This window comes from Azospirillum brasilense, assembly GCF_022023855.1.
GTDB lineage: Bacteria > Pseudomonadota > Alphaproteobacteria > Azospirillales > Azospirillaceae > Azospirillum > Azospirillum brasilense_F.
Genome location: NZ_CP059449.1, coordinates 433,295 through 454,724 on the forward strand (window position 1 = coordinate 433,295; position 21,430 = coordinate 454,724).

The window sequence follows — 21,430 nt, forward strand, 5'->3', positions numbered from 1 at the left end:
TTTTCGTTCGACCATGTCCATCGACCATCTCTCCGCGCTCGATCCCATCTTCGCCGAGTCCCTGCGCGTCGGCGGCCCGACGGTGCGCGACTTCCGCCGCCCGGACGGCTTTTCCGGCCTGCTCTGCCTGATCATCGAGCAGCAGCTGTCCACCACGGTCGCCGCAGCGCTGTGGGCCAAACTCCAGGCCATGGTCGGGGTGGTGACGCCCGACGCCATCCTGGCCCTGCCGGACGAGGATCTGCGGGCCTGCGGCCTGTCGCGCCAGAAGATCGGCTACGCCCGCGGGTTGGCTCAGACCGTTGCGGACGGACGGCTCGACTTCGACGCCATTCACCGGATGGACGACGAGGAGGCCATCGCCGCCCTGATCGCGCTGAAGGGCATCGGGCGCTGGACCGCCGAGATCTACCTGATGATGGCGCTCGGGCGGCCGGACATCTGGCCGGTCGGCGATCTGGCCATCCAGCTGGGGGTGCAACGGCTGAAGGGCTGGACGGAGAAGCCAACCCAGGCGCAGCTGATCGCCGTCGCCGAGCCCTGGCGCCCGCACCGCAGCCTCGCCGCGCAGCTCGTCTGGCACCATTACGTGGCCCTGCAGGAGCAGGCCAGAGCCCTCAAGCCGGCCAAACCGAAATCGGCCAAAGACAAGAAGACGCCTAAAGGAAAGACGACACCGTGACCGAGACCACCATCACCGCCGTCCTCGTCGGCAAGGCCGCCCCCTTCGGCCCGCCGGGGCGGAGCAGCGCCATCGCCAAGTCCCCGGTGGACGGCCCGCGCGCGGTCGGCCCCGAAGGCTTCCTGGACGATGAGCAGGCCGACCGCCGCGTCCATGGCGGAACGGACAAGGCTATCCACCATTACCCGCTGGACCACCACCCGGCGTGGCGGGACGAGCTGGGCGCAGAAGTGCCGCTGCTCGGCCAGCCCGGTGCCTTCGGCGAGAACATTGCCACGCTGGGCCTGACCGAGGCCGACGTCTGCGTCGGCGACCGCTTCCGCGCCGGCACCGCCCTGCTTGAGGTCGCCCAGGCCCGCCAACCCTGCTGGAAGCTGAACCACCGCTTCGCCGTGCCCGACATGGCCAAGCGCGTCCAGACCACCGGGCGCACCGGCTGGTACTATCGCGTGCCGGAACCCGGCCAGATCGGCCCCGGCGACCGGCTGACGCTGGTCGAGCGGCCCTACCCGCAATGGACGCTCGCCCGGCTGCTCCACGTTCTCTATGTGGACACGCAGAATCGTGACGCCCTGGCCGAGATGGCCGCCCTGCCCGTGCTGGCCCAGACGTGGCGGACGCTGGCCGAACGCCGGCTGACGCAGGGCGTCGAGGACTGGAGCAAGCGCCTGAACGGCGGCGACTGATCCCTCAGCGGCGGGCGGTCGCCCACAGCACCCCCGCCGCGCCCACCGCCACCAGCGCCAGGACGGCGGAGAGCAGAAGCGCCGCCGTTTCCCCGGCCCGCTCGATGATGACCGCGTAGCCCATCGGCGCCAGCGCGGCGGCGTAGAAGCTCGGCACCAGCAGCCGCCCGACCGTCCGGCCGTAGCTCTGCGGGTCGAACAGCACCAGCGGCAGCGTGCCGCGCACGATCGTCGCCAGCCCGGCTCCCGCCCCGAAAAGCAGGGAGAAGGCGACGCCGGCGGCCAGCACCGCGCCGCTCCACAAACCGATCAGGAAGCCGGGCAGCAGCAGGCCGCAGGCGAGCAGCGCCAGGGCGGTGGGATGCAGGCGGGACCCCGACAGCACCTCGCACAGCCGGGCCGAGGACTGGCCGACGCCGCGCACCGTGGAAATCCACACCGCCGCCGCGGGCGCCGCCCCCAGCCCGACCAGGATGCCGATCATGTGCGCCGACATCGCCGAGGTCAGCACGCCGACCGCGGTGGTCATGACCATGTAGAACACAGGTGCCACCCAGCGCCGCCGCCGCGGGTCCGCGGGTCCGGCAGGCTCCGTCCCGGCCGGCACCGGCGGGCGCACATAGCGGTCGGACGGAATGGCCGCGTGCAGCGGGATGGTCAGAAGCGCAATGACGGCGTAGGCGACCAGCGCGCCGCGCCAGCCCCAGGCGTCGGCCATCGCCTGCCCCACCGGCCACAGCACGGTGGAGGCCAGCCCGCCCAGCAGCGTGATCTGTGAGATCGGCACCCGCGCCAGCGGGCCGCCCAGCCGGGCCAGGGCGGCAAAGGCTGCCTCGTACAGGCTCGCCCGCATCGCCAGCCCCAGCACCAGCCAGGAGGCGTAGTAGCTCACCAACCCCGTCGAGGATGCCAGCCCCAGGCACCCCGCCGCCGTTAGCAGCGAGCCGACGACCATCACCGGGCGCCCGCCCCAGCGGTCGATGGCCCGCCCGACGCTGCCCGACACCATCCCCATGACCAGCAGAGCCGCCGTGAAGCCGCCGAAGGCCACCGGCAGGCTCAGGCCCAGGTCGGCGGCCATGGGATTCCCGAAGATGGCGATCAGGTAATAGGAAATCCCCCAGCACAGCAGCTGCGAGACGCCGAGGAACCAGACCAGCCGGCGGGTGATGTGCGACATGACGGACCAGGGGACGACGGGCCAGGGGAGGACGGAAAGCGGCAGGCACCCTAGCCAGCCGCCCGGGCACCGACAAACGACTTGTCTTCCGCCGACCGGTGAGAAAAACTCAACGGATGTCCTCCCGCTTCCCGCCGCTGAACGCCCTGCGCGCCTTCGTCGCCGCCGCCCGCCATTCCAGCTTCCGCCTCGCCGCGGAGGAGCTGAACGTCACCCCCGGCGCGGTCAGCCGCCAGATCCGCAGCCTGGAGCTCTTCCTCGGCGTCCCGCTGTTCGACCGCAGCCAGCGGCAGGTCCGGCTGACCGAGGCCGGGGCGCGCTACTTCACCCGCATCGCCGACCTGTTCACCGAGATCCAGCAGGCGACCGACACGCTGCTCGACGGCGACGGGCGGCGGACGCTGCGGGTGGACTGCATCCCGACCTTCGCCATGCACTGGCTGCTGCCGCGCCTGCCCCTGTTCCAGCAGCGTTTCCCCGAACTGGCGGTGTCGCTGTCCACCGCCCCCGGCCCGATCGACATCGGCCGTCCCTTCGACTACGCCATCCGCCGCGACCCCGCCCATTTCGCCGGGCTGAAGCCGCTGCCCCTGATGCGCGAGCGATGCGTGCCGGTGTGCAGCCCGTCCCTGCCGGGGCTGGAAACGCTGCGCAGCCCCGCCGACCTGACCCGCCGGACGGTCATCACCATCCGCGCCCGCGCCGACCTGCTGCCAGCCTGGAGCACGGCCCACGGGCTGGAGCTGGACGCCTTCCGCAGCCGGATGGAGGTCGACCACACCTACTTCGCCATCCAGGCGGCGGAGGACGGGCTGGGCGTCGCCATCGTGCCGCGGCTGTTCGTGGAGCGCCCGCTGGAGACCGGGCGGCTGACCGCCCCGCTGGGGGCCGAGGGTGTGGTGTCCGGCCATTATTACCTGCTGGAAAGCCGCCAGCGCGGCCACACCGAGGCGCCGGCCTTCCCCGATTGGCTGCGCGAACAGGCCGCCGCCGCGTCAACGCAGGGCCGATAAGGGAGAATGGCGGGGTCCTTGCCCTTGCTTTGGCGGGGCGGGGCCTTTAGTGTCCGGCCTCGAACCGTTCCCCCCACGACGCCGGATTTTCCAAGCCCCATGAAGGCCGCCGTCATCGTTTTCCCCGGCTCCAACCGCGAACGCGACGCCGTCGCCGCGCTGGAGGCCGCCAGCGGAACCAAGCCGCATCTGGTCTGGCACCGCGACACCGAACTGCCCAAGGTCGATCTCATCCTCGTGCCGGGCGGCTTCTCCTATGGCGACTATCTGCGCTCCGGCGCCATGGCGGCGCACTCGCCGATCATGCGCGAGGTCAAGGCGCGGGCCGATCAGGGCGTGCGGGTGCTCGGCATCTGCAACGGCTTCCAGATCATCACCGAGGCGGGACTGCTGCCCGGCGCGCTGATGCGCAACGCCAAGCTGAAGTTCATCTGCCGCACGGTGCATCTGCGGGTGGAGAATACGGACAGCCCCTTCACGGCCAAGTACCGCAAGGGCCAGATCGTCCGCTACCCGGTGGCGCACGGCGACGGCAACTACTGGACCGACGCCGAGACGGTGAAGCGGCTGGACGGCGAGGGCCAGGTGGCCTTCCGCTACGTCAGTGACGAGGGCGACGCCGCTCCGCGCTGGAACCGGAACGACTGGAACCCGAACGGTTCGCTGGACAACATCGCCGGCATCTTCAACGCCAAGCGCACCGTGCTCGGCCTGATGCCGCACCCCGAGGACGCGGTGTCCGCCTTCCATGGCAACACCGACGGCAAGCCCATGTTCGATGGTCTGGTGGAGGCCCTGTCGTGACCACCGCGCAGCAGCCCGCAGTCTCCCTGGAGATGGCCCGCGAGTTCGGCCTGTCCGAAGGGGAATACAACAACGCCCTGGAGATCCTGGGACGCCAGCCGACCTACACGGAGTTGGGCATCATCTCGGTGATGTGGTCGGAGCATTGCTCCTACAAGTCGTCGAAGAAGTGGCTGATGACGCTGCCGACCACCGGCCCGCAGGTCATCTGCGGCCCCGGCGAGAACGCCGGCGTGGTCGATGCCGGCGACGGCGACGCCATCATCTTCAAGATGGAGAGCCACAACCACCCGTCCTACATCGAGCCCTTCCAGGGCGCGGCGACGGGCGTGGGCGGCATCCTGCGCGACGTGTTCACCATGGGCGCCCGGCCCATCGCGAACATGAACGCGCTGCGCTTCGGCGCGCCCGAGCATCCCAAGACCCGCCATCTGGTGTCGGGCGTGGTGGCCGGCATCGCCCATTACGGCAACTGCGTCGGCGTGCCGACGGTCGGCGGCGAAACCAACTTCCACCCGGCCTACAACGGCAACATCCTGGTCAACGCGATGACCGTGGGCGTGGCCAAGGCCGACCGGATCTTCTATTCGGCCGCCGCGGGCGTCGGCAACCCGGTAGTCTATGTCGGCTCCAAGACGGGCCGCGACGGCATCCACGGCGCCACCATGGCGTCGGCCGAGTTCAGCGAGGATTCGGAGGAGAAGCGTCCGACCGTGCAGGTCGGCGACCCCTTCACCGAAAAGCTGCTGATCGAGGCCTGCCTGGAACTGATGGAGACGGACGCCATCGTCGCCATCCAGGACATGGGTGCGGCCGGTCTCACCTCCTCTTCGGTCGAGATGGCCGGCAAGGGCGGACTCGGCATCGAGCTGGTGCTCGACGACGTGCCGATGCGCGAGGAAGGGATGACCCCCTACGAGATCATGCTCTCCGAAAGCCAGGAGCGCATGCTGATCATCCTGAAGCCCGGCCGCGAGGAGGTCGCCAAGGCGATCTTCGACAAGTGGGAGCTGGACTTCGCCGTGATCGGCACGCTGACCGACAACGGCAAGCTGGTCATCAAGATGCACGGCCAGACCTGGTGCGACATGCCGATCGCCCCGGTGTCCAACGCCTCGCCGCTCTACGACCGCCCGTGGGAGCCGACCCCGGCCGCCGCGGAGCTGGAGGACGCCGTGCGCGCCCTGCCGGCGGACAAGTCGCTGGGCGACATCCTGGAAAAGATCATGTCCTGCCCCGATCAGGCGTCCAAGCGCTGGATCTGGGAGCAGTATGACAGCCTCGTGAACGGCGACACCCGCTTCATGTCCGGTCAGGCCGACGCGGGCGTGGTGCGGCTGCCCGGCCAGAGCAAGGGCATCGCGGTCACCACCGACTGCACCCCGCGCTACTGCCTCGCCGACCCGGTGCGCGGCGGCGCCCAGGCGGTGGCCGAGGCCTACCGCAACCTGTCCGCCGTCGGCGCCCTGCCTCTGGCCGTCACCGACAACATGAACTTCGGCAACCCCGAGAAGCCGCGGATCATGGGCCAGTTCGTCGGCGCCATCCAGGGTATGGCCGACGCCTGCCGCGCGCTGGATTTCCCAGTCGTGTCGGGTAACGTGTCGCTCTACAACGAGACCAACGGCGAGGCGATCCTGCCGACCCCGGCCATCGGCGCCGTCGGCCTGCTGCCGGACGCCATGATCGCCGTCGGCATCGCCTTCTGGAACGAGGGCGACACCATCCTGCTCGTCGGCGAGGGCACCGGCCATCTCGGCCAATCGCTCTATCTGCGGGAGATCCTGGGCCGCGAGGAGGGCCCGCCGCCGCCGGTCGATCTGGCGGTGGAGCGCCGCAACGGCGAGTTCGTCCGCGGCCTGATCGCCGAGGGTCTGGTGGTGTCGAGCCACGACATCCAGGACGGCGGCCTGCTGGTCACCGTGGCCGAGATGGCCATGGCCGGCGGCATCGGCGCCAACCTGTCGGGCCTCGACGGCGCCGACGCCGGCACCCTGTTCGGCGAGGACCAGGGCCGCTACGTCCTGGCCGTCCGCGCCGACAAGGCCGCCGCGGTGCAGGAGAAGGCCAAGGCGGCCGGCGTGCCGGTGAGCGTGCTCGGCAAGACCAACGGCACGGCCCTGACCGGCCGCGGCGGCGAGGCGATCACCATCGCCCGCCTGAAGAAGGCCAATGAGGCCTGGCTGCCCGGCTACATGGCCGCCGCCGAGTGATCGGACGCGGTTGAGGGTTCGAAGAACGGAAGGCCGGGCTGATGCCCGGCCTTTTCGTTTTGGGGTGTCGGTGTTGCCCCCACCCTTCCCACGGCTTCGCCGCGGGCCCCTTCCCTCCCCCGCTTCGCAGGAGAGGGAGTTTCAGTCCCCTCCCCTGCGAAGCGGGGGAGGGTTAGGGTGGGGGCAAGAGCTTCAACACCACCAAACCCTTCGCACCGCGGAATGTCGTCGCTTCTCCGGTGACAAACCCGGCCGGTCCGCCTAATTATACGGGCAGCGCCCGCATGGGCAGGGTTTGACGGAACAGGATGACGGCCATGGCGATGGAAGCCGCGGTGATCGAGAAGCTCATCAGGGAAGGCATCCCGGACGCGACGGTGGAGATCGCCGACCTGCGCGGCGACGGCGACCATTACGCCGCGCTGGTCACCTCCGCCGCCTTCAAGGGCAAGTCGCGCGTGCAGCAGCACCAGATGGTCTACGCCGCCCTCCAGGGCAGGATGGGCGGGGAGCTGCACGCCCTGGCCCTGACCACCGCCGTGCCGGAAGGCGTGTAGGACGGCATCCCCGCAAGACACCCCGCAAGTCACGATGACATCGTAAGAAGGCCGAGAGACATGGTTGACCAGAACGTCAAGGATCGCATCGAGCAGGACATCAAGGGCAACGATGTCGTGCTGTACATGAAGGGCACGCCCGTCTTCCCGCAGTGCGGCTTCTCCGCCGCCGTCGTCCAGGTGCTCAGCACCGTCGGCGTGAAGTTCAAGGGCATCAACATCCTGGAGGACCCGGGCCTGCGCCAGGGGCTGAAGGACTACTCGAACTGGCCGACCTTCCCGCAGCTCTACGTCAAGGGCGAGCTGGTCGGCGGCTGCGACATCGTGCGCGAGATGTACGAGTCGGGCGAGTTGCAGTCGCTGCTGGCCGACAAGGGCGTCGCGACGGGCGCCAACGCCTGATCGGCCATCCGCCGCAGGCGTGTGACAAAGGGCTCCGCCACCGCGGGGCCCTTTTCCTTTGACGGAACAGGCCCCCGCCCACCTCTGTTTTCCCATCGACGATTCCGCGGAGGTGTCGGCACGGAGAAGACACGGATAAGGAGGCCCGGTCATGGACAGGCACGTGTTTCCAGCAGCGGCGCTGCTGGCTCTGATGGCTCTTCCCGCTCTGGCGCAGGGCCAGGAAGGAACGGTGCCCAAGCAGGAGCGGCTGACCGCCTGCCGGGACGAGGTGTCCCGCTTCTCCGACCTGTTTCTGGGCGACAAGGTGGTGGCCGGCGGGCGCAACCACACCGCCCTGACCGGTGAGCAGAAGGACCGGCTGCGCGGCCTGCTGGGCGAGGCGCGGTCCGCCGCCGGCAAGGGCGATCCGGACGGCTGCGTGGACCGGCTGCGCGAGGCCCGCGCGCTGGTCCGCAATGAGGGCGTCGGCACCAACGTCCCGATCGGCCGGGGCTCGTCGGGGTCGTCCGGCGCGATGCCCCGGAACGGAGCGCCCACCGGCAGCGGAAGCGGAGGCGGCACCACAGGCGGCGGAGGGGGCTGAGCGGGAAAACCCCTGCGGGAAATGCGGCATTCCCGGCGCGCAGTGCGGGCATGAGGGGGCGTTCCTATCGCCCATTTCTTGGCCATGGTAAAGGGGAGCCATGGCCCAGACTCCCTCCCCCTCCTCGCCGCAGGCCGACGGGCGCAACCCCGCTACCCTGGGCTTCGCCGCCGCCCTGACCGCCTTCCTGATCTGGGGTGGGCTGGCGCCGGTCTTCTTCAAGCAGCTCGGCAACGTCGGAGCGGTGGAGGTCGTCGCGCACCGGGTGCTGTGGACGGTGGTGCTGGTCGGGCTGTGGCTGGTACCGATGCGCGGCCTGTCCGGCATCCTGCGCGGGGTGGGGAGCTGGCGGCGCCTGGGCATCTTCCTGGTGACGACCGCGCTGATCGGCAGCAACTGGACCATCTTTATCTGGGCCGTGAACAACGGCCATATGGTCCAATCGAGTCTCGGCTATTACATCAACCCGATCATCAACGTCCTGCTGGGCATCGCCTTCCTTCAGGAGCGGCTGTCGAAGCGGCAGGGCGTCGCCGTGCTGATCGCGGCGGCGGGCGTCCTGAGCCTCGTCCTGTCCTACGGGGAGGTTCCCTGGGTGGCGCTGTCGCTGGCCTTGACCTTCGGCGTTTACGCGCTGGTGCGCAAGAAGGCGGCCATCGACCCGCTGATCGGGCTGCTGGTGGAAACGGTGCTGCTGGTTCCGCCGGCCATTGCCTATCTGCTGTGGCTGAACGCCCAGGGCCTGGGGAGTTTCGGCGCGCACGGGCTGGGCACCGACCTGCTGATCATCCTGACCGGCCCGGTGACCGCCATCCCGCTGGTGCTGTTCATGGTCGGCGCCGCCCGGCTGAAGCTCTCGACCATCGGCATCCTGCAATACATCAGCCCGACCGGGCAGCTTCTGCTGGGTGTCGCGGTCTATGGGGAGGCCTTCACCTCCTCGCACCTGCTGGCCTTCGGCTGCATCTGGGTGGCCCTGGCGCTCTATTCGGCGGACGCGCTGTTCACCCACCGGGCCGCCCGCGCCGAGGCCCGCGCTGAACAGAACCGGGCCGAGCAAAACCGGGCGGAGCAGGCCCGCGCCGCCGCCTGCCGCGCCGATTGAGGTGACTCAGGCCCGCGGCGCGAGGCCGTGGGCCATGGTGTGGGCGAGCGTCCGCACCACCTCGTTGACACGGTCCGGGCAGCGCCCGAACACCACCTGATCGAGGAAGCCCAGCCCGAAGCTGAGTGTGGCGATGCCCGCCGCGACGTGGGCGAGGTCGGCGTCCGCCGCGATCGCCCCGCGCTCGCGGAAGATCTCCAGCCGGCTGAGCAGGCAGGGGATGCGGCTTTCCGACAGGGTGCGCGCCATCTCGTTCGCGATGTCCGGATCGACCAGCGCGCGCGCCAGCATCACCCGCGTGAAGTCGCGGCACTTCCAGGCGTGGCGGAGCTGGTGCAGCAGAAACGCCGCCAGATCCTCCTCCAGATCGTCGCCGGGCGGCGGCATGGCGCAGCCGCTCCCCTCCTCGCGCCCGTAGCGTTCCACGACGGCCAGCAGCAGGCCGGCCTTGCCCGAGAAATAGCGCTGGATCAGCTGCTCGTTCACGCCAGCACGGCCAGCGATGTCGCGCGTGGTCGCGGCGTCGAAGCCGCGCTCGGCGAACACCATCTTGGCCGCGTCCAGCAGGACGCCCTTGGTCGCCTCGCGGTCGCGCTTGCGCGCGGGCGCGTCGGCCCCGGCGGCGCAACAGCCGTCGTCAACAGCCGGGGCGGTGGCCGGGGTGTCGGTCTTGTCCACGATACAGGCCCTCTCACTGGCCACCGATCCGTGCGGCGGCTGAAATGATAATAGGTATGCACGCACATACTTGACAAGCCCGGATGGCGCTGGCAAGTATGTACCCACATACATACCGGGCGCCGCCCAACCCGCGGAACCCCGGACCCCACTTTGGGACGCCCCAACGTGGGACCCGATTTTTGAATCGAGAGGGCAACCGCATCATGACCACCGCCGATCTGTTCACGCCGCTGCGTCTTGGCTCCATGGAGCTGCCGAACCGCGTCATCATGGCGCCGATGACCCGCAGCCGCGCGGGCGAGGGCAACGTCCCCACACCGCTGATGGTCGAGTATTACGGCCAGCGCGCCTCCGCCGGCCTCATCATCACCGAGGCGACGCAGGTTTCGGCCACCGCCCAGGGCTATCCCAGCACGCCGGGCCTCCACACCGACGCGCAGACGCTCGCCTGGCGCCGCATCGCGGAGGAGGTCCACGCCAAGGGCGGGCTGATCGCCGCGCAGCTCTGGCACGTCGGCCGCATCTCCCACACGGAGTTCCAGCCGAACGGCGCCCTGCCGGTCGCCCCTTCGGCGATCGCCGCCGCCGGCGAGTCCTACACCAGCAAGGGTCTGCTGCCCTTCCCCACCCCGCGCGCCCTGGAGACCGACGAGATTCCCGGTTTGGTCAAGGCCTTCGCCGACGCCGCCAAGCGCGCGGTGTTCGACGCCGGTCTGGACGGGGTGGAGATCCACGGCGCCAACGGTTATCTGATCGACCAGTTCCTGCGCGACCGCAGCAACAAGCGCACCGACCGCTACGGCGGCGGCGTGGAGAACCGGGCGCGCTTCCTGCTGGAGATCGTGGACGCGGTGACCACCGCCGTCGGCCCCGGCCGGGTCGGCGTCCGGCTGTCGCCGACCGGCACCTTCAACGACATGGCGGACAGCGACCCGCGGGCGCTCTATACCCACGTCACCGAGGCGCTGAACCCCTTCGGCCTCGCCTTCCTGCACGTCATCGAAGGCCAGCCGGGCCACCACATGGCCCCGCCGGGAGGCGCCCCGCACCTCGCGGCGGAGCTGCGCCGGATCTTCAAGGGTCCCTTCATCATCAACGGCGGCTACAGCAAGGAGCAGGCCGAGGCGGCCATCGCCGCCGGCGCGGCGGACGCGGTGAGCTTCGGCGAGCCCTTCATCGCCAACCCGGACCTGCCGGAGCGCTTCCGCCGCAACGCGGCCCTGAACGCGCCGGACAAGGCCAGCTACTACGGCGGCGACGCCCGCGGCTACACCGACTATCCGGCGCTGGAAACGGCCGACGCCTGATCCCTCTCCCCCGCGGGGATTGCCCCCGATCCCCGCACCTCAAGGCCGGGACCCGCAAGGGTTCCGGCTTTTTTCTATGAAAGCCGGCAGCTCTATCGCGGCAGAAGTCCAGAGGTCACCGCGGTCACGGCCAGCCGATCGGCCTCAGCCAGCATGCCGAGTCCATAGAACACCAGATCATCCTGAAGCGTAAAAAGCTTGCAGCGGAACTTGCAGGATTTCTTCAGACCAGCCTCGGCATAAGCGGTCAGTTCAACATCCGAAGGCCACGCGCTGTGCGCAGCGCTCGTGACCATGCCGCACGGGATGTGCCATGAGCCTGCTGAAAGTCCGCCGATGAGAGAACCAGCGCGGGCCGCCGCTTGGCTGTACCGAGGTCCGTGAAGGGAAAGGGAAGGACCACCACGGACCAGCGGTCAAAGATCATCAAACGCCTCGTCGTCCTCGGGCAAGGCCCATTCCGACAGACCGCCTTCCAGCCCTTTCAGATAAGCGGTATCCACGATGGGCGCCTTGCGGATCACCGCCTGCCCGTCCTTCACGGAAAACAGGATCGGGTCGCCTTCCTTCAAGCCCAAGGCGTCGCGGACGTCCTGGGAAATGAACGCCCTGTTGTCGGCGGCCAGCCGCGAGATGTGCATTGCCGTCTCCATCGCCCAGTGCTTCACGACAGTAGCACCGGCGGCCACAACCGCCCATCCCAAACGAAAAAGGCCGCGCCCGGAGGCGCGGCCTTTCGCATGTCGGCTGGGCCGAACGGTCAGCGCGAGTAGAACTCGACGACCAGGTTCGGTTCCATCTGGACCGGGTACGGAATGTCGGCCAGCAGCGGGACGCGGACGAAGCGGCCCTTCAGGGCGCCCGTGTCGACTTCCAGGTAGTCCGGGGTATCGCGCTCACCCGAGGCGGTGGCCTCGAGGATGAGGGCCATCTGCTTGGACTTGGCGCGCACCTCGATGGTGTCGCCTTCCTTGATCTGGGCCGACGGGATGTTCAGGCGGCGGCCGTTGACCAGGATGTGGCCGTGGTTGATGATCTGGCGCGCGGCGAACGGGGTCGGCGCGAACTTCATGCGGTAGACCACCGCGTCCAGGCGGCGCTCCAGCAGGCCCACCAGGTTCTCGCCGGTGTCGCCCTTGCGGCGCACGGCCTCGGCGTAGATGCGGCGGAACTGCTTCTCGCCGATGTTGCCGTAGTAGCCCTTCAGCTTCTGCTTCGCCATGAGCTGCAGGCCGTAGTCGGACGGCTTCTTGCGGCGCTGGCCGTGCTGGCCGGGGCCATACTCACGCTTGTTGATCGGCGACTTGCCACGGCCCCAGAGGTTTACGCCGAGGCGGCGGTCGATCTTGTACTTGGACTGTTGACGCTTAGCCATTTTGGTCCTCGATGGAACACGAGTTGGTTTTGTCCCGGTAGTTCCACGGAACAGGCCGCGGACGGGGCGCAAACAAGAGGCACGCCCGCTTTCCCAGGAGTGAAGGCGCGCACTATACGGATTCGGCGCGCGCCTTGTCAAACCATGAGTCGTGTCGAACCACGAAGCGTCAGCAGCACTCGTCCTCGAGCTGGCGCAGCATGGCCAGACCCTCCTCGTCCTCATACTCTTCGAACAGGTCGGAGATGTAATAGACGTTGGCGCAGAGCAGGCACAACCCGTCCGCCTGACGCTTCAACGGATCGTCGGCCACGGCCAGCTTCGCCCGGAAGCGTTCCCAGAAGGCGTTGGTCTTGGCCGGATCATCGATGTGCATGTACAGGCGCTCGATGATGCGGCGGGAGTTGCCCTCGCAGTCGATGCCCTTGAAGGAGACGTAGCGGTCGGGAGTGTCGGTTGCGTCCACGGTCGTGTTTCCTGCGGAAGAGGCTTGTATTGACCTCTCTCATCGCGGATGGCGGGTCTGGGAACAAGACCCGCTGCACGAATGGCGGGCGGACAGCGTGAACGGCGGGTGTCCTGCGCGAACGGTTCGCGCTCTTACCATTCAGGCTGCCCATTCAGGCCGCGTGCGACAGCTCTTCCTCGGTGAAATCCAGCAGCGTGTTCAGCCGCTGCGGGGTCAGCGCCTCGATCCCCTCGTGCCACATCACCTCGCCGAACAGGGCGTGCAGAGCGGCGAGACGCTCCGGCGCGAGCCCGGTCAGGCGGTCGCCGTAATACTCCACCACGAGCTGGTCCACATAGGCGTGGTCGTCGTCCAGGAAAGCCATGGCCGTATCTCCTCGTCATCCTGGCGCCCACCCGATGCGGGCGCCGGCCATGGCTTTGTTCTACGCCTGCGGCGGCACCGGACGATTGAGGCGGATCAACCGCCACCGGAAGTCACAGGCAGGCGTAAACAACCCTGATGCGCGTAAGGGGAAAGGCTAGAGAGCCAACAGTTTCTTCAACTGCTCGATCCGGCCGCGGCTGACCGGCACGCGGGGGGAGCCGGGGGCGGCCATGACGAAGGCGGCCCGCCCGTCGCTGCGGTCGATGGCCTGGGCGTGGCGCAGGTTGACCAGATAGCGGCGGTGCGCCCGCACGAACTGCCGCCCGTCGAGCCGCGCCTCCAGCTCCGACAGCGAGAGCGAACAGAAGAAGGCGCCGTCCGCCGTGTGGACCCGCGTGTAATGGCCGTCGGCCTGCACATAGACCGCGTCGGCGGGATCGATCAGAACCACGCCCTGGCGCGTCGTGATCGGCAGCTTCACCAGCGGCGTGACCGGTTCGGGCGCCGCGTCCACGGGCGGCGGCGGAGCCGGCTCGGGAAGCGCCTTCCCGTTCACCTCGAACAGCATCAGGGCCAGCGCGGCCCCGCCGCCCGGCGGCAGGGCTGTCGCCTTCACCACGATGGTCCGCCCCGGCAAGGCAACCATCATGGAGCTGGCCGCCGCCGGGGAGTCCGGGTCGTGCGCCGCGGCCAGCAGCAGTTCCACCTTGGCGCGGCTGCCCGGCGGGTGCAGGTCGTGCAGGCTGGCTCCCAGCAGCGGACGGTCGCGCCCCAGCATCCGCGCCACGGAGGCGTTGACCGACACCACGCGCCGGTCGCCGTCGAGCAGGACGAGGCCAACGTCCATATGCTGCAAGGTGTATTCCATGGGGCAGTATAGGCAGCGATTAGCCCCGGAAGGGAAGAGGGTTACGGTTCGCCCTTGCGCCGTCCGGTCAGCGCCGCGACGACGCCGTGGAAGGTGCGGACCTCCTGCTCGGTCATCTGCATCCGCTCCAGGGCGTTGCGCAGCGTGCGGACCATGGAGGGGCGCTTCTCCGGCGAGGTGAAGAAGCCGGTGCGGTCGAGGTCGCCTTCCAGATGCTCGAAGAAGTTCAGCAGCTCCGCCTTGGTCGCCGGGCGGGTCTGGCCGGTGTGCAGCACGCGGTCCGGCGGGGTCTCGCCGGTCTGGAACCATTCGTAGCCGATCAGCAGGACCGCCTGCGCCAGATTGAGCGAGGAGAAGGCGGGGTTCAGCGGAACGGTGATCAGCGTTGAAGCCAGCGTCAGGTCGTCGTTGACCAGACCGGTGCGCTCCGGCCCGAACAGCACGCCGGTCTTGTGCCCGGAGTCGACATGGGCGCGCAGCTCCGTCGCCGCGACGCGCGGGGTGACGAACTCCTGGATCATCCCGCGGGTGCGGACGGTGGTGGCGAAGACCACGTTCAGGTCGGCCACGGCCTCCGCCGTCGTGTCGTAGAGTTTCGCCCCGTCCAGCACCGGATCGGCGCCCGACGCCGCAGCCACCGCCTTCTCGTTCGGCCAGCCGTCGCGCGGCTTCACCAGACGCAGCTCGGTCAGGCCGCAATTGAGCATGGCCCGCGCGCAGGCGCCGATGTTCTCGCCGAGCTGGGGCTGCACGAGGATGATGGTCGGGCCGCCCAGGACGGAGGGCCGGTTGGGGTCTTTGCCGGAGGTCATGATCTGAACTTTGGTCTCAGCTTCGCGGTGTTGCGCCGCCTTTAAACAGCTTGAATGTGTAACTGTCCACCAGCGCCTCCATCGACGCCTCGATGATGTTGGTGGAGACGCCCAGCGTCGACCATTCCTGCCCGTCGCCGTTGCGCGAGCGGATCAGCACGCGCGGCATGGCGCCGGTGCCGTCCTTGGCCGCCAGGATGCGCACGCGGTAGTCGGACAGCTTCACCCCGCCGAGCAGCGGGTACAGAGGCTCCAGCGCCTTGCGCATCGCGGTGTCCAGCGCGTTCACCGGGCCGTTGCCCGACGCCACCTCGTGATACTCCTTGCCGCCGATCTTCACGCGGACGACGGCTTCGGACTCGACCACCAGCTCGCCCTTGGCGTTGTAGCGGCGCTCGTCGGTGACGTGGAAGCGCTTCAGGGTGAAATAGTCCGGCACCTCGCCCAGCTCGCGGCGGACCAGCAGCTCGAAGCTGGCCTCGGCGGTGTCGTAGGCGTAGCCCTCGGTGTCGCGCTGCTTCACGAGGTCGAGCAGGCGGTTCAGCCGCTCGTCCTTCGGGTCCACGGCCATGCCCATCTCGCGCAGCCGCGCGATGACGTTGGCGCGGCCCGCCTGGTCCGACATGACGATCTGACGGCGGTTGCCGACCGCCTCCGGCTCGACATGCTCGTAGGAGGACGGGTCCTTCTCCACGGCGGAGACGTGCAGCCCGCCCTTGTGGGCGAAGGCGCTGGCGCCGACGTAGGGGGCGTGGCGGTTCGGCGCGCGGTTCAGCCGCTCGTCGAACTTGCGGCTGATCTCGGTCAGCAGCGGCAGGTCGGCGGGCCGGATGCCGACGTCGTAGCCCATCTTCAGCATCAGCGACGGGATCAGCGACACGAGGTTGGCGTTGCCGCAGCGCTCGCCCAGCCCGTTGATCGTCCCCTGCACCATCCGCACCCCGGCCCGCACCGCGGCCAACGAGTTGGCGACGGCGTTCTCGGTGTCGTTGTGGCAGTGGATGCCCAGCCGGTCGCCGGGGATGCCGTGCTCCTGGATCACTTGGCGGACGATCTCGTCGATCTCATGGGGCAGCGTGCCGCCGTTGGTGTCGCACAGCACGACCCAGCGCGCCCCGGCCTCGTAGGCGGCCTTGATGCAGGACGCGGCGTAGGCCGGGTTGCGCTTGTAGCCGTCGAAGAAATGCTCGGCGTCGAACAGCGCCTCCCCCTTGGCGGCGTTCAGCGCGGCGATGCTGTCGGCGATCAGCGCGATGTTCTCATCGCGCGGGATGGCCAGCGCCACGTCGACGTGGAAATCCCAGGTCTTGCCGACGATGCAGACGGCGCGCGCCTTCGACTGGATCAGGGCGGCGAGCTGCGGGTCGTTCGCGGTGCTGCGGCCGGGACGGCGGGTCATGCCGAAGGCGGTGAAGGTCGAGCGGGCGAGGTCCGGCGCCTCGGCGAAGAACTGGTCGTCGGTCGGGTTGGCGCCGGGCCAGCCGCCTTCCACATAGTCGATTCCCAGCCGGTCGAGGTCGCGGGCGATGGCGATCTTGTCGGCGACGGAGAAATCCACGTCCTGGGTCTGCGCCCCGTCGCGCAGCGTCGTGTCGTACAGATGGATGCGTTCGCCCGTCATTGCCGCCGCCCGAAGATATTGGTCGCCCGAAGGAAGGTCATAGGACTGTCCGGAGGGGACTGTCCGGAGGGCCGGAAGAATGGACGATGCGCTTCGCCAGCTCAATGCTTTTGATCGAACCTGCCAGGAATGCGGGGCTTTGCCGCGCCGGACATAGGCGCGCAATGGAGGTAATAGGACAAATGTACTGACCGAACAAACCATCGTCTGTGCTACACAGCCGCCCCTCTGCATGGCGCCCATCTCACGGGTGCGGTACTCTTTTCTGGCCGGACGCCTGTTGGTCTGTATGATCACCGGCCCTTGTGAACGGATGGATTGGACACAGTGACTCCCGCGGGTGACGACGACCAGGACAAGCTCGTCATGGTGATCGACGACGAGCGGACGGTTCTGCAGGCCCTCAACCTCCTGCTGGAGATGTGGGGGTACCGGGTCGTCACCGCCGAAAGCGAGGGCGAAGCCGTCGACCGCCTGTCCCTCGCCGGGGAAACGCCGCACGCTATCCTGGCCGACTACCGCCTGCGCGAAGGGCGCACCGGCGTCCAGGCCATCGACCGCATCCGGGCGGAGGCCGGGGCCGAGGTGCCCGGCGTCATCATCACCGGCGACACCTCCACCGAAGGGCTGCGCGACGCCCGCGCCCGCGGGTTGACCGTCCTGCAGAAACCGGTGCTGCCACCCCATCTCCAGGCGGTTCTGACCAAGGTGCTGCGGGAGCAGCCCGCCGGCACGGCATGACGGGCCGGACCGGCATGGACCTTCCGTTACCACCGGCGCCCGCCGCGCCATCCAAGCCAAGGCACAACGAGCCGAAGCGCAAGCGCACCGCCGTTCCCGACGGACGGCTCTTCCGTTCCTGGGAAAGCTGGGTGGTCTTCGGGCTGGGGCTGCTGCTGACCGGCCTCGCTTGGTGGCTGCTGGCCGAGCAGAACCACCGGCTGGCCGAGGCGCGTTTCCGCGCGCTCGCCCGCGACCTGGCGGGCGACGTCACGGCGCGGCTCGACACCTATGAACAGATGCTCCAGGGCGCCGTAGCGATGGTGGACGCCGGCGGCGGGCAGGTCAGCCGCACGGAATGGCGGGCCTACGTCACCGGCCTGCATGTGGAGGACCGCTATCCCGGCATCCAAGGCATCGGCTACGCCAAGCGCGTGAAGGCTCTCGACCGGGAGCAGCACGAGGCGTCGCTGCACGCCGCCGGCTTCTACAGCTACCGCGTGACGCCGGAGGGGGAGCGGCCCGAATATTTCCCCATCATCTACATCGAGCCCTTCGCCAGCCGCAACCTGCGGGCCTTCGGCTTCGACATGCACGCCGAGCCAACCCGCCAAGCCGCCATGGAGCGCGCCCGGAGCACCGGCACCGCCGCGGCAACCGCCCGGCTGCGGCTGGTCCAGGAAACCGAGGAGGACGTGCAGCCCGGCTTCCTCATCTATGTGCCCGTCTACGACCAGGCCCTGCCGCTGACCACCGCCAACGACCGGCGCGAGGCGCTGCTGGGCTTCGTCTACAGCCCCTTCCGCGCGCACGACCTGATGCGCAGCATCATGGGCCAGGGCGCGTCCCAACTGCTGGACATCCGTGTCCATGACGGGACGGAGGCCACGTCGGACTCCCTGATGTTCGATTCCGCGATCGCCCAGGACGCCGCTTTTCAGGAGGTTCTCTACGTCGAGGTGTTCGGCCGTCCCTGGACGCTCGTCCTGTCCGGCACCCACGCCTTCGAGGAAAGCGTCGCCAGCGCCACGCCGCGGGCGGTTCTGTTCGCCGGCCTGATCATCACCCTGCTTCTGGTCGCCACCGTCAACTCCGTGCTCCAGGACCGCGACCGCATGGCAGAGCTGCGCCGCAGCTACGACGCGCTGGCGCTGGCGCGGGCCGAGGCGGAGCAGGCCAACGCCGCCAAGTCGCGCTTCCTCGCCGCCGCCAGCCACGACCTGCGCCAGCCGCTCCAGACGCTGGGCATTTATCTGCACATGATCGGCGAACAGGCGGACAGCCCCCGGCTGCGCAAGCTGGTGGACGCCGCCCGCGACGGGTTCGAGGCGACGCAGCGCCTGCTGAACTCGCTGATGGACATCGCCACGCTGGAAACCGGCGTGATCAGCCCTCAGCTGTCCGAGCTGGACCTGCCCGTCTTCTTGGAGCGCATCTGCGAGGAAGGCCGGCTGGAGGCCGCCGGCAAGGGGTTGGGCTTCCGCGTCACCTGCGGCGGCGCCCGCGTGACGACCGACCCGGCGATGCTGGAGCGGATCGTCCGCAACCTGCTGAGCAACGCGCTGAAATACACGCCCAGCGGCACCATCCGGGTAACCTGCCGACAGGCGCGCGGATTCACCGCCATCAAGGTGCAGGACACCGGCCCCGGCATCCCGCAGGACCGGTTGCATCTGATTTTCGAGGACTTCTACCAGATCGGCAATCCGGAGCGCGACCGGCGCAAGGGCCTCGGCCTCGGCCTCGCCACCGTGGCGCGGCTCAGCCGGCTGCTCGGCTACCGGGTGCGGGTGCTGTCGCGCCCGGGACGCGGCGCCATCTTCCTGGTCGAGATTCCCGACGAGGCGCCCGGCCCCCACCAGACCACCGAGACCTTGACGTCCGTGGCCTGACAGCCTCCGGTCCTTTTGGCAATCACCGACGCCACGTAGTCCCGGCACGGTTGGGAACAGCCGCGCCGGAACCGGTGATCACCGAGTCGGCGATTGCCAAATCCGGGACCGGATCACGCCGTCGCCGGCCGGGCCGACCGGGCGCGCATCAGCATCCACACCGCCGACACGCCGGCCAGCTTGGACGCCAGGCTGGCCGCCCAGACCGTCGGATCCCAGATGCCGAGCATGCCGAAGAACAGCGCCGTGTCCACCGGCACCGACAGGGCGGCGCTGATCCACAGCCGGTCGCGCAGCGGGCGGCGGGTGACGGTGAAGACGCCCCAATCGATCAGCTCCGACACCGCGAAGGCGGTGACGCTGGCCGTCGCGACGAAGGGGTCGGCCAGCAGGAAGGACAGCAGCGTGGCGGCCAGCATGGCGGCCAGCGACCAGTGGCCGTAACGGACCTGGACCATGTCGCGCAGGATGAAGATCAACCCGGCCCAGCAGGACCACACCAGATCCAGATGCGGCGCCAGGCTGAAGGCGTAGTTGATGGCGAGTACGCTGCCAATGTAGGCGGCGAGCCAGAGCATGACGGAATCCTCCAAAAGCCACCCGCGGAAATACGGGCGCGAACGACGGCGCCACCCGCGTGAATGCGAGCGCTCCGCAGCGGTCTTGTAACAGGTTCAGGCCATCGCCGTGAACCCTTGCGTCGTGAACCCGCGGCGCGCCGGTGCGGACGGAGCGCAACCGCCAAGAACGGCTTACCCCCACCTTGGTTCCCCGAATGCGCCGCCGTTCCTAGCGCGTCCGGACGATGCCCCGGCGCGTTCGTTCGGAGAGGCGAGACGAAAGAGACCCCGAAAGGTGAGGGCGATGACGGCGGCGGGCGTATCAATTGGAATGGGCGGCACACGGGATCACGCGCTGGACGCGGCGCGCAGCCTGCTGATGATCCTCGGCGTGCCCTACCACGCGGCGCTGATCTACACGCCGGGCTACGACTGGGTGATGAACTCGCCCGACGGCATCGCCTGGATCGGGCTGTTCGCGGATTTCATCCACAGCTTCCGCATGCCCGCCTTCTTCCTGATCTCCGGCCTGCTGATCACCCACAGCCTGCGCCGGCACGGACCGCGGGCGGTGCTGACCTCGCGCGCCTCGCGGCTGCTGGTGCCGCTCGTCGCCATGGCGGCGACGTTGAACGTCGCGCAGTTGTGGATGGAAAGCCGCGCGGTCGACCCCGGCCTGGCCGCGGGGGAGTTCCTCACCCAGACCATCCCCGCGGCCTTCTGGAGCGGCGGGCTCGTCTATCACCTGTGGTTCCTGGTCGAGCTGTTCATCAGCGTGCTGGCGCTCTGCCTCACCTACCCGCTGCTGGTTGCGCTGCACCGGCGGATGGCGGAGCGCGCGCCGGGGCTGGCCCGCTGGCTGGCCGATCCGCCGGACTGGCTGCCACCGCTCCTGCTCAGCCTCGTCATGATGGGGGTGCTGGGCTTCGACAACATCTCCGACCGGCTGGTGATGCCGCTGGTGCCGACCAACTCCACGGCGGTGAGCATCGTCACCTCGGCGGGCTTCTTCGCGGTCGGGGTGCTGATCGCCCATTGGCCGGGCGGCGCCGCGCGCTACGCCAAGGCGAGTTGGGGGGTGGCGCTGACCTATCTGGTCTGCTTCACCATCCACATCGGCATGGTCGGCGTGGAAAAGCCCATGCCGGTGCGCTTTCTCGACGAGGCGTTGCGCGCCGTCGCCGCCTGGTCGGCCTTCCGCTTCGTCCTCGGCCTGACGCAGTCCTTCTTCTCGGCGGAGAGCCGCCGGGTGCGTGCGCTGTCGCAGGCCTCCTACACGATCTACCTGCTGCACCATCTGGTGGTCATGGCCGCCGGCTTCGCCCTGCTGGCCGTCACCGCGCCGCCGCTGCTGGAGTTCGCCGCGATCACCACGGTCGGCCTGTTCGTGCCGCTGGCGGTCCATCACGGGCTGGTGCGCCGCTCGCCGGCGCTACGCTTCCTGATGAACGGCGTCCCGCTGGGGGAAGCGAAAAAGCAAAGCGGTCCGGCGCGCAGCCGCGAGGCGATGGCGCGCCGGACCGGTTAGAGC

24 protein-coding genes are annotated in these 21,430 nt (G+C 69.0%); 13 read left to right on the plus strand and 11 right to left on the minus strand.

Features of this window, described 5'->3' with window-relative positions; all coding sequences use genetic code 11:
* The first annotated feature begins 13 nt into the window (after positions 1 to 13).
* A complete protein-coding gene (locus H1Q64_RS02025) occupies positions 14 to 682 on the plus strand; it encodes a DNA-3-methyladenine glycosylase family protein (protein WP_237904178.1) in 669 nt (222 codons plus the stop codon).
* Entirely contained in the window at positions 679 to 1,368 is a 690-nt protein-coding gene (locus H1Q64_RS02030) for an MOSC domain-containing protein (RefSeq protein ID WP_237904179.1), read from the plus strand. Before H1Q64_RS02025 ends, H1Q64_RS02030 begins: the two co-directional genes overlap by 4 nt.
* 4 nt (positions 1,369 to 1,372) lie before the next feature.
* Here H1Q64_RS02030 and H1Q64_RS02035 read toward each other — a convergent pair whose 3' ends face one another.
* Positions 1,373 to 2,548 (minus strand): MFS transporter, encoded by a 1,176-nt coding sequence (locus tag H1Q64_RS02035; protein WP_237904180.1) that lies wholly within the window; start codon positions 2,546 to 2,548, stop codon positions 1,373 to 1,375.
* 116 nt (positions 2,549 to 2,664) lie between these two features.
* Between H1Q64_RS02035 and H1Q64_RS02040 the strand changes: the two genes are divergently transcribed.
* From H1Q64_RS02040 to rarD, 7 genes are all read left to right on the plus strand, one after another.
* Entirely contained in the window at positions 2,665 to 3,561 is an 897-nt protein-coding gene (locus tag H1Q64_RS02040) for a LysR substrate-binding domain-containing protein (RefSeq protein ID WP_237904181.1), read from the plus strand.
* 99 nt (positions 3,562 to 3,660) lie between these two features.
* On the plus strand, positions 3,661 to 4,365 hold the full coding sequence (purQ, locus tag H1Q64_RS02045; RefSeq protein WP_014239512.1) for a phosphoribosylformylglycinamidine synthase subunit PurQ: 705 nt from the start codon (positions 3,661 to 3,663) through the stop codon (positions 4,363 to 4,365).
* Positions 4,366 to 4,397: 32 nt separating this feature from the next.
* The gene (gene purL / locus H1Q64_RS02050; protein ID WP_237904899.1) at positions 4,398 to 6,578 is read left to right on the plus strand and encodes a phosphoribosylformylglycinamidine synthase subunit PurL; all 2,181 of its coding nucleotides are present in this window, start codon (positions 4,398 to 4,400) and stop codon (positions 6,576 to 6,578) included.
* Between the two features lie 317 nt (positions 6,579 to 6,895).
* Positions 6,896 to 7,135 carry a BolA family protein gene (locus H1Q64_RS02055; protein WP_035671673.1) on the plus strand — a complete coding sequence of 80 codons (240 nt, stop codon included), beginning with the start codon at positions 6,896 to 6,898 and terminating at the stop codon, positions 7,133 to 7,135.
* 60 nt (positions 7,136 to 7,195) lie between these two features.
* On the plus strand, positions 7,196 to 7,537 hold the full coding sequence (gene grxD / locus H1Q64_RS02060; RefSeq protein WP_014239508.1) for a Grx4 family monothiol glutaredoxin: 342 nt from the start codon (positions 7,196 to 7,198) through the stop codon (positions 7,535 to 7,537).
* A gap of 151 nt (positions 7,538 to 7,688) precedes the next feature.
* Complete coding sequence (locus tag H1Q64_RS02065) at positions 7,689 to 8,123, plus strand: hypothetical protein (protein ID WP_237904182.1); 435 nt, start codon at positions 7,689 to 7,691, stop codon at positions 8,121 to 8,123.
* Positions 8,124 to 8,223: 100 nt separating this feature from the next.
* Positions 8,224 to 9,228, plus strand: a complete 1,005-nt coding sequence (gene rarD, locus H1Q64_RS02070; protein WP_237904183.1) for an EamA family transporter RarD — start codon at positions 8,224 to 8,226, stop codon at positions 9,226 to 9,228.
* Between the two features lie 6 nt (positions 9,229 to 9,234).
* Here the strand turns inward: rarD and H1Q64_RS02075 are convergent, their stop codons facing one another.
* Positions 9,235 to 9,906 (minus strand): TetR/AcrR family transcriptional regulator, encoded by a 672-nt coding sequence (locus H1Q64_RS02075; RefSeq protein WP_237904184.1) that lies wholly within the window; start codon positions 9,904 to 9,906, stop codon positions 9,235 to 9,237.
* A 206-nt stretch (positions 9,907 to 10,112) separates the two neighbouring features.
* On the opposite strand from H1Q64_RS02075, the gene H1Q64_RS02080 reads away from it, so the two are divergent.
* On the plus strand, positions 10,113 to 11,216 hold the full coding sequence (locus H1Q64_RS02080) for an alkene reductase (protein ID WP_237904185.1): 1,104 nt from the start codon (positions 10,113 to 10,115) through the stop codon (positions 11,214 to 11,216).
* A gap of 92 nt (positions 11,217 to 11,308) precedes the next feature.
* Here the strand turns inward: H1Q64_RS02080 and H1Q64_RS02085 are convergent, their stop codons facing one another.
* The 8 genes from H1Q64_RS02085 to cimA all read right to left on the minus strand — a co-directional run bounded on the left by H1Q64_RS02085 (position 11,309) and on the right by cimA (position 16,727).
* Positions 11,309 to 11,512, minus strand: coding sequence for a hypothetical protein (locus H1Q64_RS02085; RefSeq protein WP_237904186.1), 204 nt, complete (start codon positions 11,510 to 11,512; stop codon positions 11,309 to 11,311).
* 120 nt (positions 11,513 to 11,632) lie between these two features.
* The gene (locus tag H1Q64_RS02090; RefSeq protein ID WP_237904187.1) at positions 11,633 to 11,857 is read right to left on the minus strand and encodes an AbrB/MazE/SpoVT family DNA-binding domain-containing protein; all 225 of its coding nucleotides are present in this window, start codon (positions 11,855 to 11,857) and stop codon (positions 11,633 to 11,635) included.
* Positions 11,858 to 11,976: 119 nt separating this feature from the next.
* Positions 11,977 to 12,591 (minus strand): 30S ribosomal protein S4, encoded by a 615-nt coding sequence (gene rpsD / locus H1Q64_RS02095; protein WP_014239501.1) that lies wholly within the window; start codon positions 12,589 to 12,591, stop codon positions 11,977 to 11,979.
* Between the two features lie 169 nt (positions 12,592 to 12,760).
* Positions 12,761 to 13,057 (minus strand): N(2)-fixation sustaining protein CowN, encoded by a 297-nt coding sequence (cowN, locus tag H1Q64_RS02100; RefSeq protein WP_014239500.1) that lies wholly within the window; start codon positions 13,055 to 13,057, stop codon positions 12,761 to 12,763.
* Between the two features lie 154 nt (positions 13,058 to 13,211).
* Positions 13,212 to 13,424: a hypothetical protein gene (locus H1Q64_RS02105; protein ID WP_145625007.1), complete on the minus strand. Its 213-nt coding sequence runs from the start codon at positions 13,422 to 13,424 to the stop codon at positions 13,212 to 13,214.
* A gap of 156 nt (positions 13,425 to 13,580) precedes the next feature.
* Complete coding sequence (locus tag H1Q64_RS02110) at positions 13,581 to 14,273, minus strand: PAS domain-containing transcriptional regulator (RefSeq protein WP_237904900.1); 693 nt, start codon at positions 14,271 to 14,273, stop codon at positions 13,581 to 13,583.
* Between the two features lie 62 nt (positions 14,274 to 14,335).
* Positions 14,336 to 15,106 (minus strand): RNA methyltransferase, encoded by a 771-nt coding sequence (locus H1Q64_RS02115; protein WP_237904188.1) that lies wholly within the window; start codon positions 15,104 to 15,106, stop codon positions 14,336 to 14,338.
* Between the two features lie 16 nt (positions 15,107 to 15,122).
* Positions 15,123 to 16,727 (minus strand): citramalate synthase, encoded by a 1,605-nt coding sequence (gene cimA / locus H1Q64_RS02120; RefSeq protein WP_237904189.1) that lies wholly within the window; start codon positions 16,725 to 16,727, stop codon positions 15,123 to 15,125.
* 327 nt (positions 16,728 to 17,054) lie between these two features.
* On the opposite strand from cimA, the gene H1Q64_RS02125 reads away from it, so the two are divergent.
* Positions 17,055 to 17,468 carry a response regulator gene (locus H1Q64_RS02125; RefSeq protein ID WP_237904190.1) on the plus strand — a complete coding sequence of 138 codons (414 nt, stop codon included), beginning with the start codon at positions 17,055 to 17,057 and terminating at the stop codon, positions 17,466 to 17,468.
* Between the two features lie 14 nt (positions 17,469 to 17,482).
* Positions 17,483 to 19,339, plus strand: a complete 1,857-nt coding sequence (locus H1Q64_RS02130; protein WP_237904191.1) for a CHASE domain-containing protein — start codon at positions 17,483 to 17,485, stop codon at positions 19,337 to 19,339.
* 113 nt (positions 19,340 to 19,452) lie between these two features.
* Here H1Q64_RS02130 and H1Q64_RS02135 read toward each other — a convergent pair whose 3' ends face one another.
* Positions 19,453 to 19,917 (minus strand): preQ0 transporter, encoded by a 465-nt coding sequence (locus tag H1Q64_RS02135; protein ID WP_137102420.1) that lies wholly within the window; start codon positions 19,915 to 19,917, stop codon positions 19,453 to 19,455.
* A 313-nt stretch (positions 19,918 to 20,230) separates the two neighbouring features.
* Between H1Q64_RS02135 and H1Q64_RS02140 the strand changes: the two genes are divergently transcribed.
* Positions 20,231 to 21,427 carry an acyltransferase family protein gene (locus tag H1Q64_RS02140; RefSeq protein WP_237904192.1) on the plus strand — a complete coding sequence of 399 codons (1,197 nt, stop codon included), beginning with the start codon at positions 20,231 to 20,233 and terminating at the stop codon, positions 21,425 to 21,427.
* Positions 21,428 to 21,430: the final 3 nt, after the last annotated feature.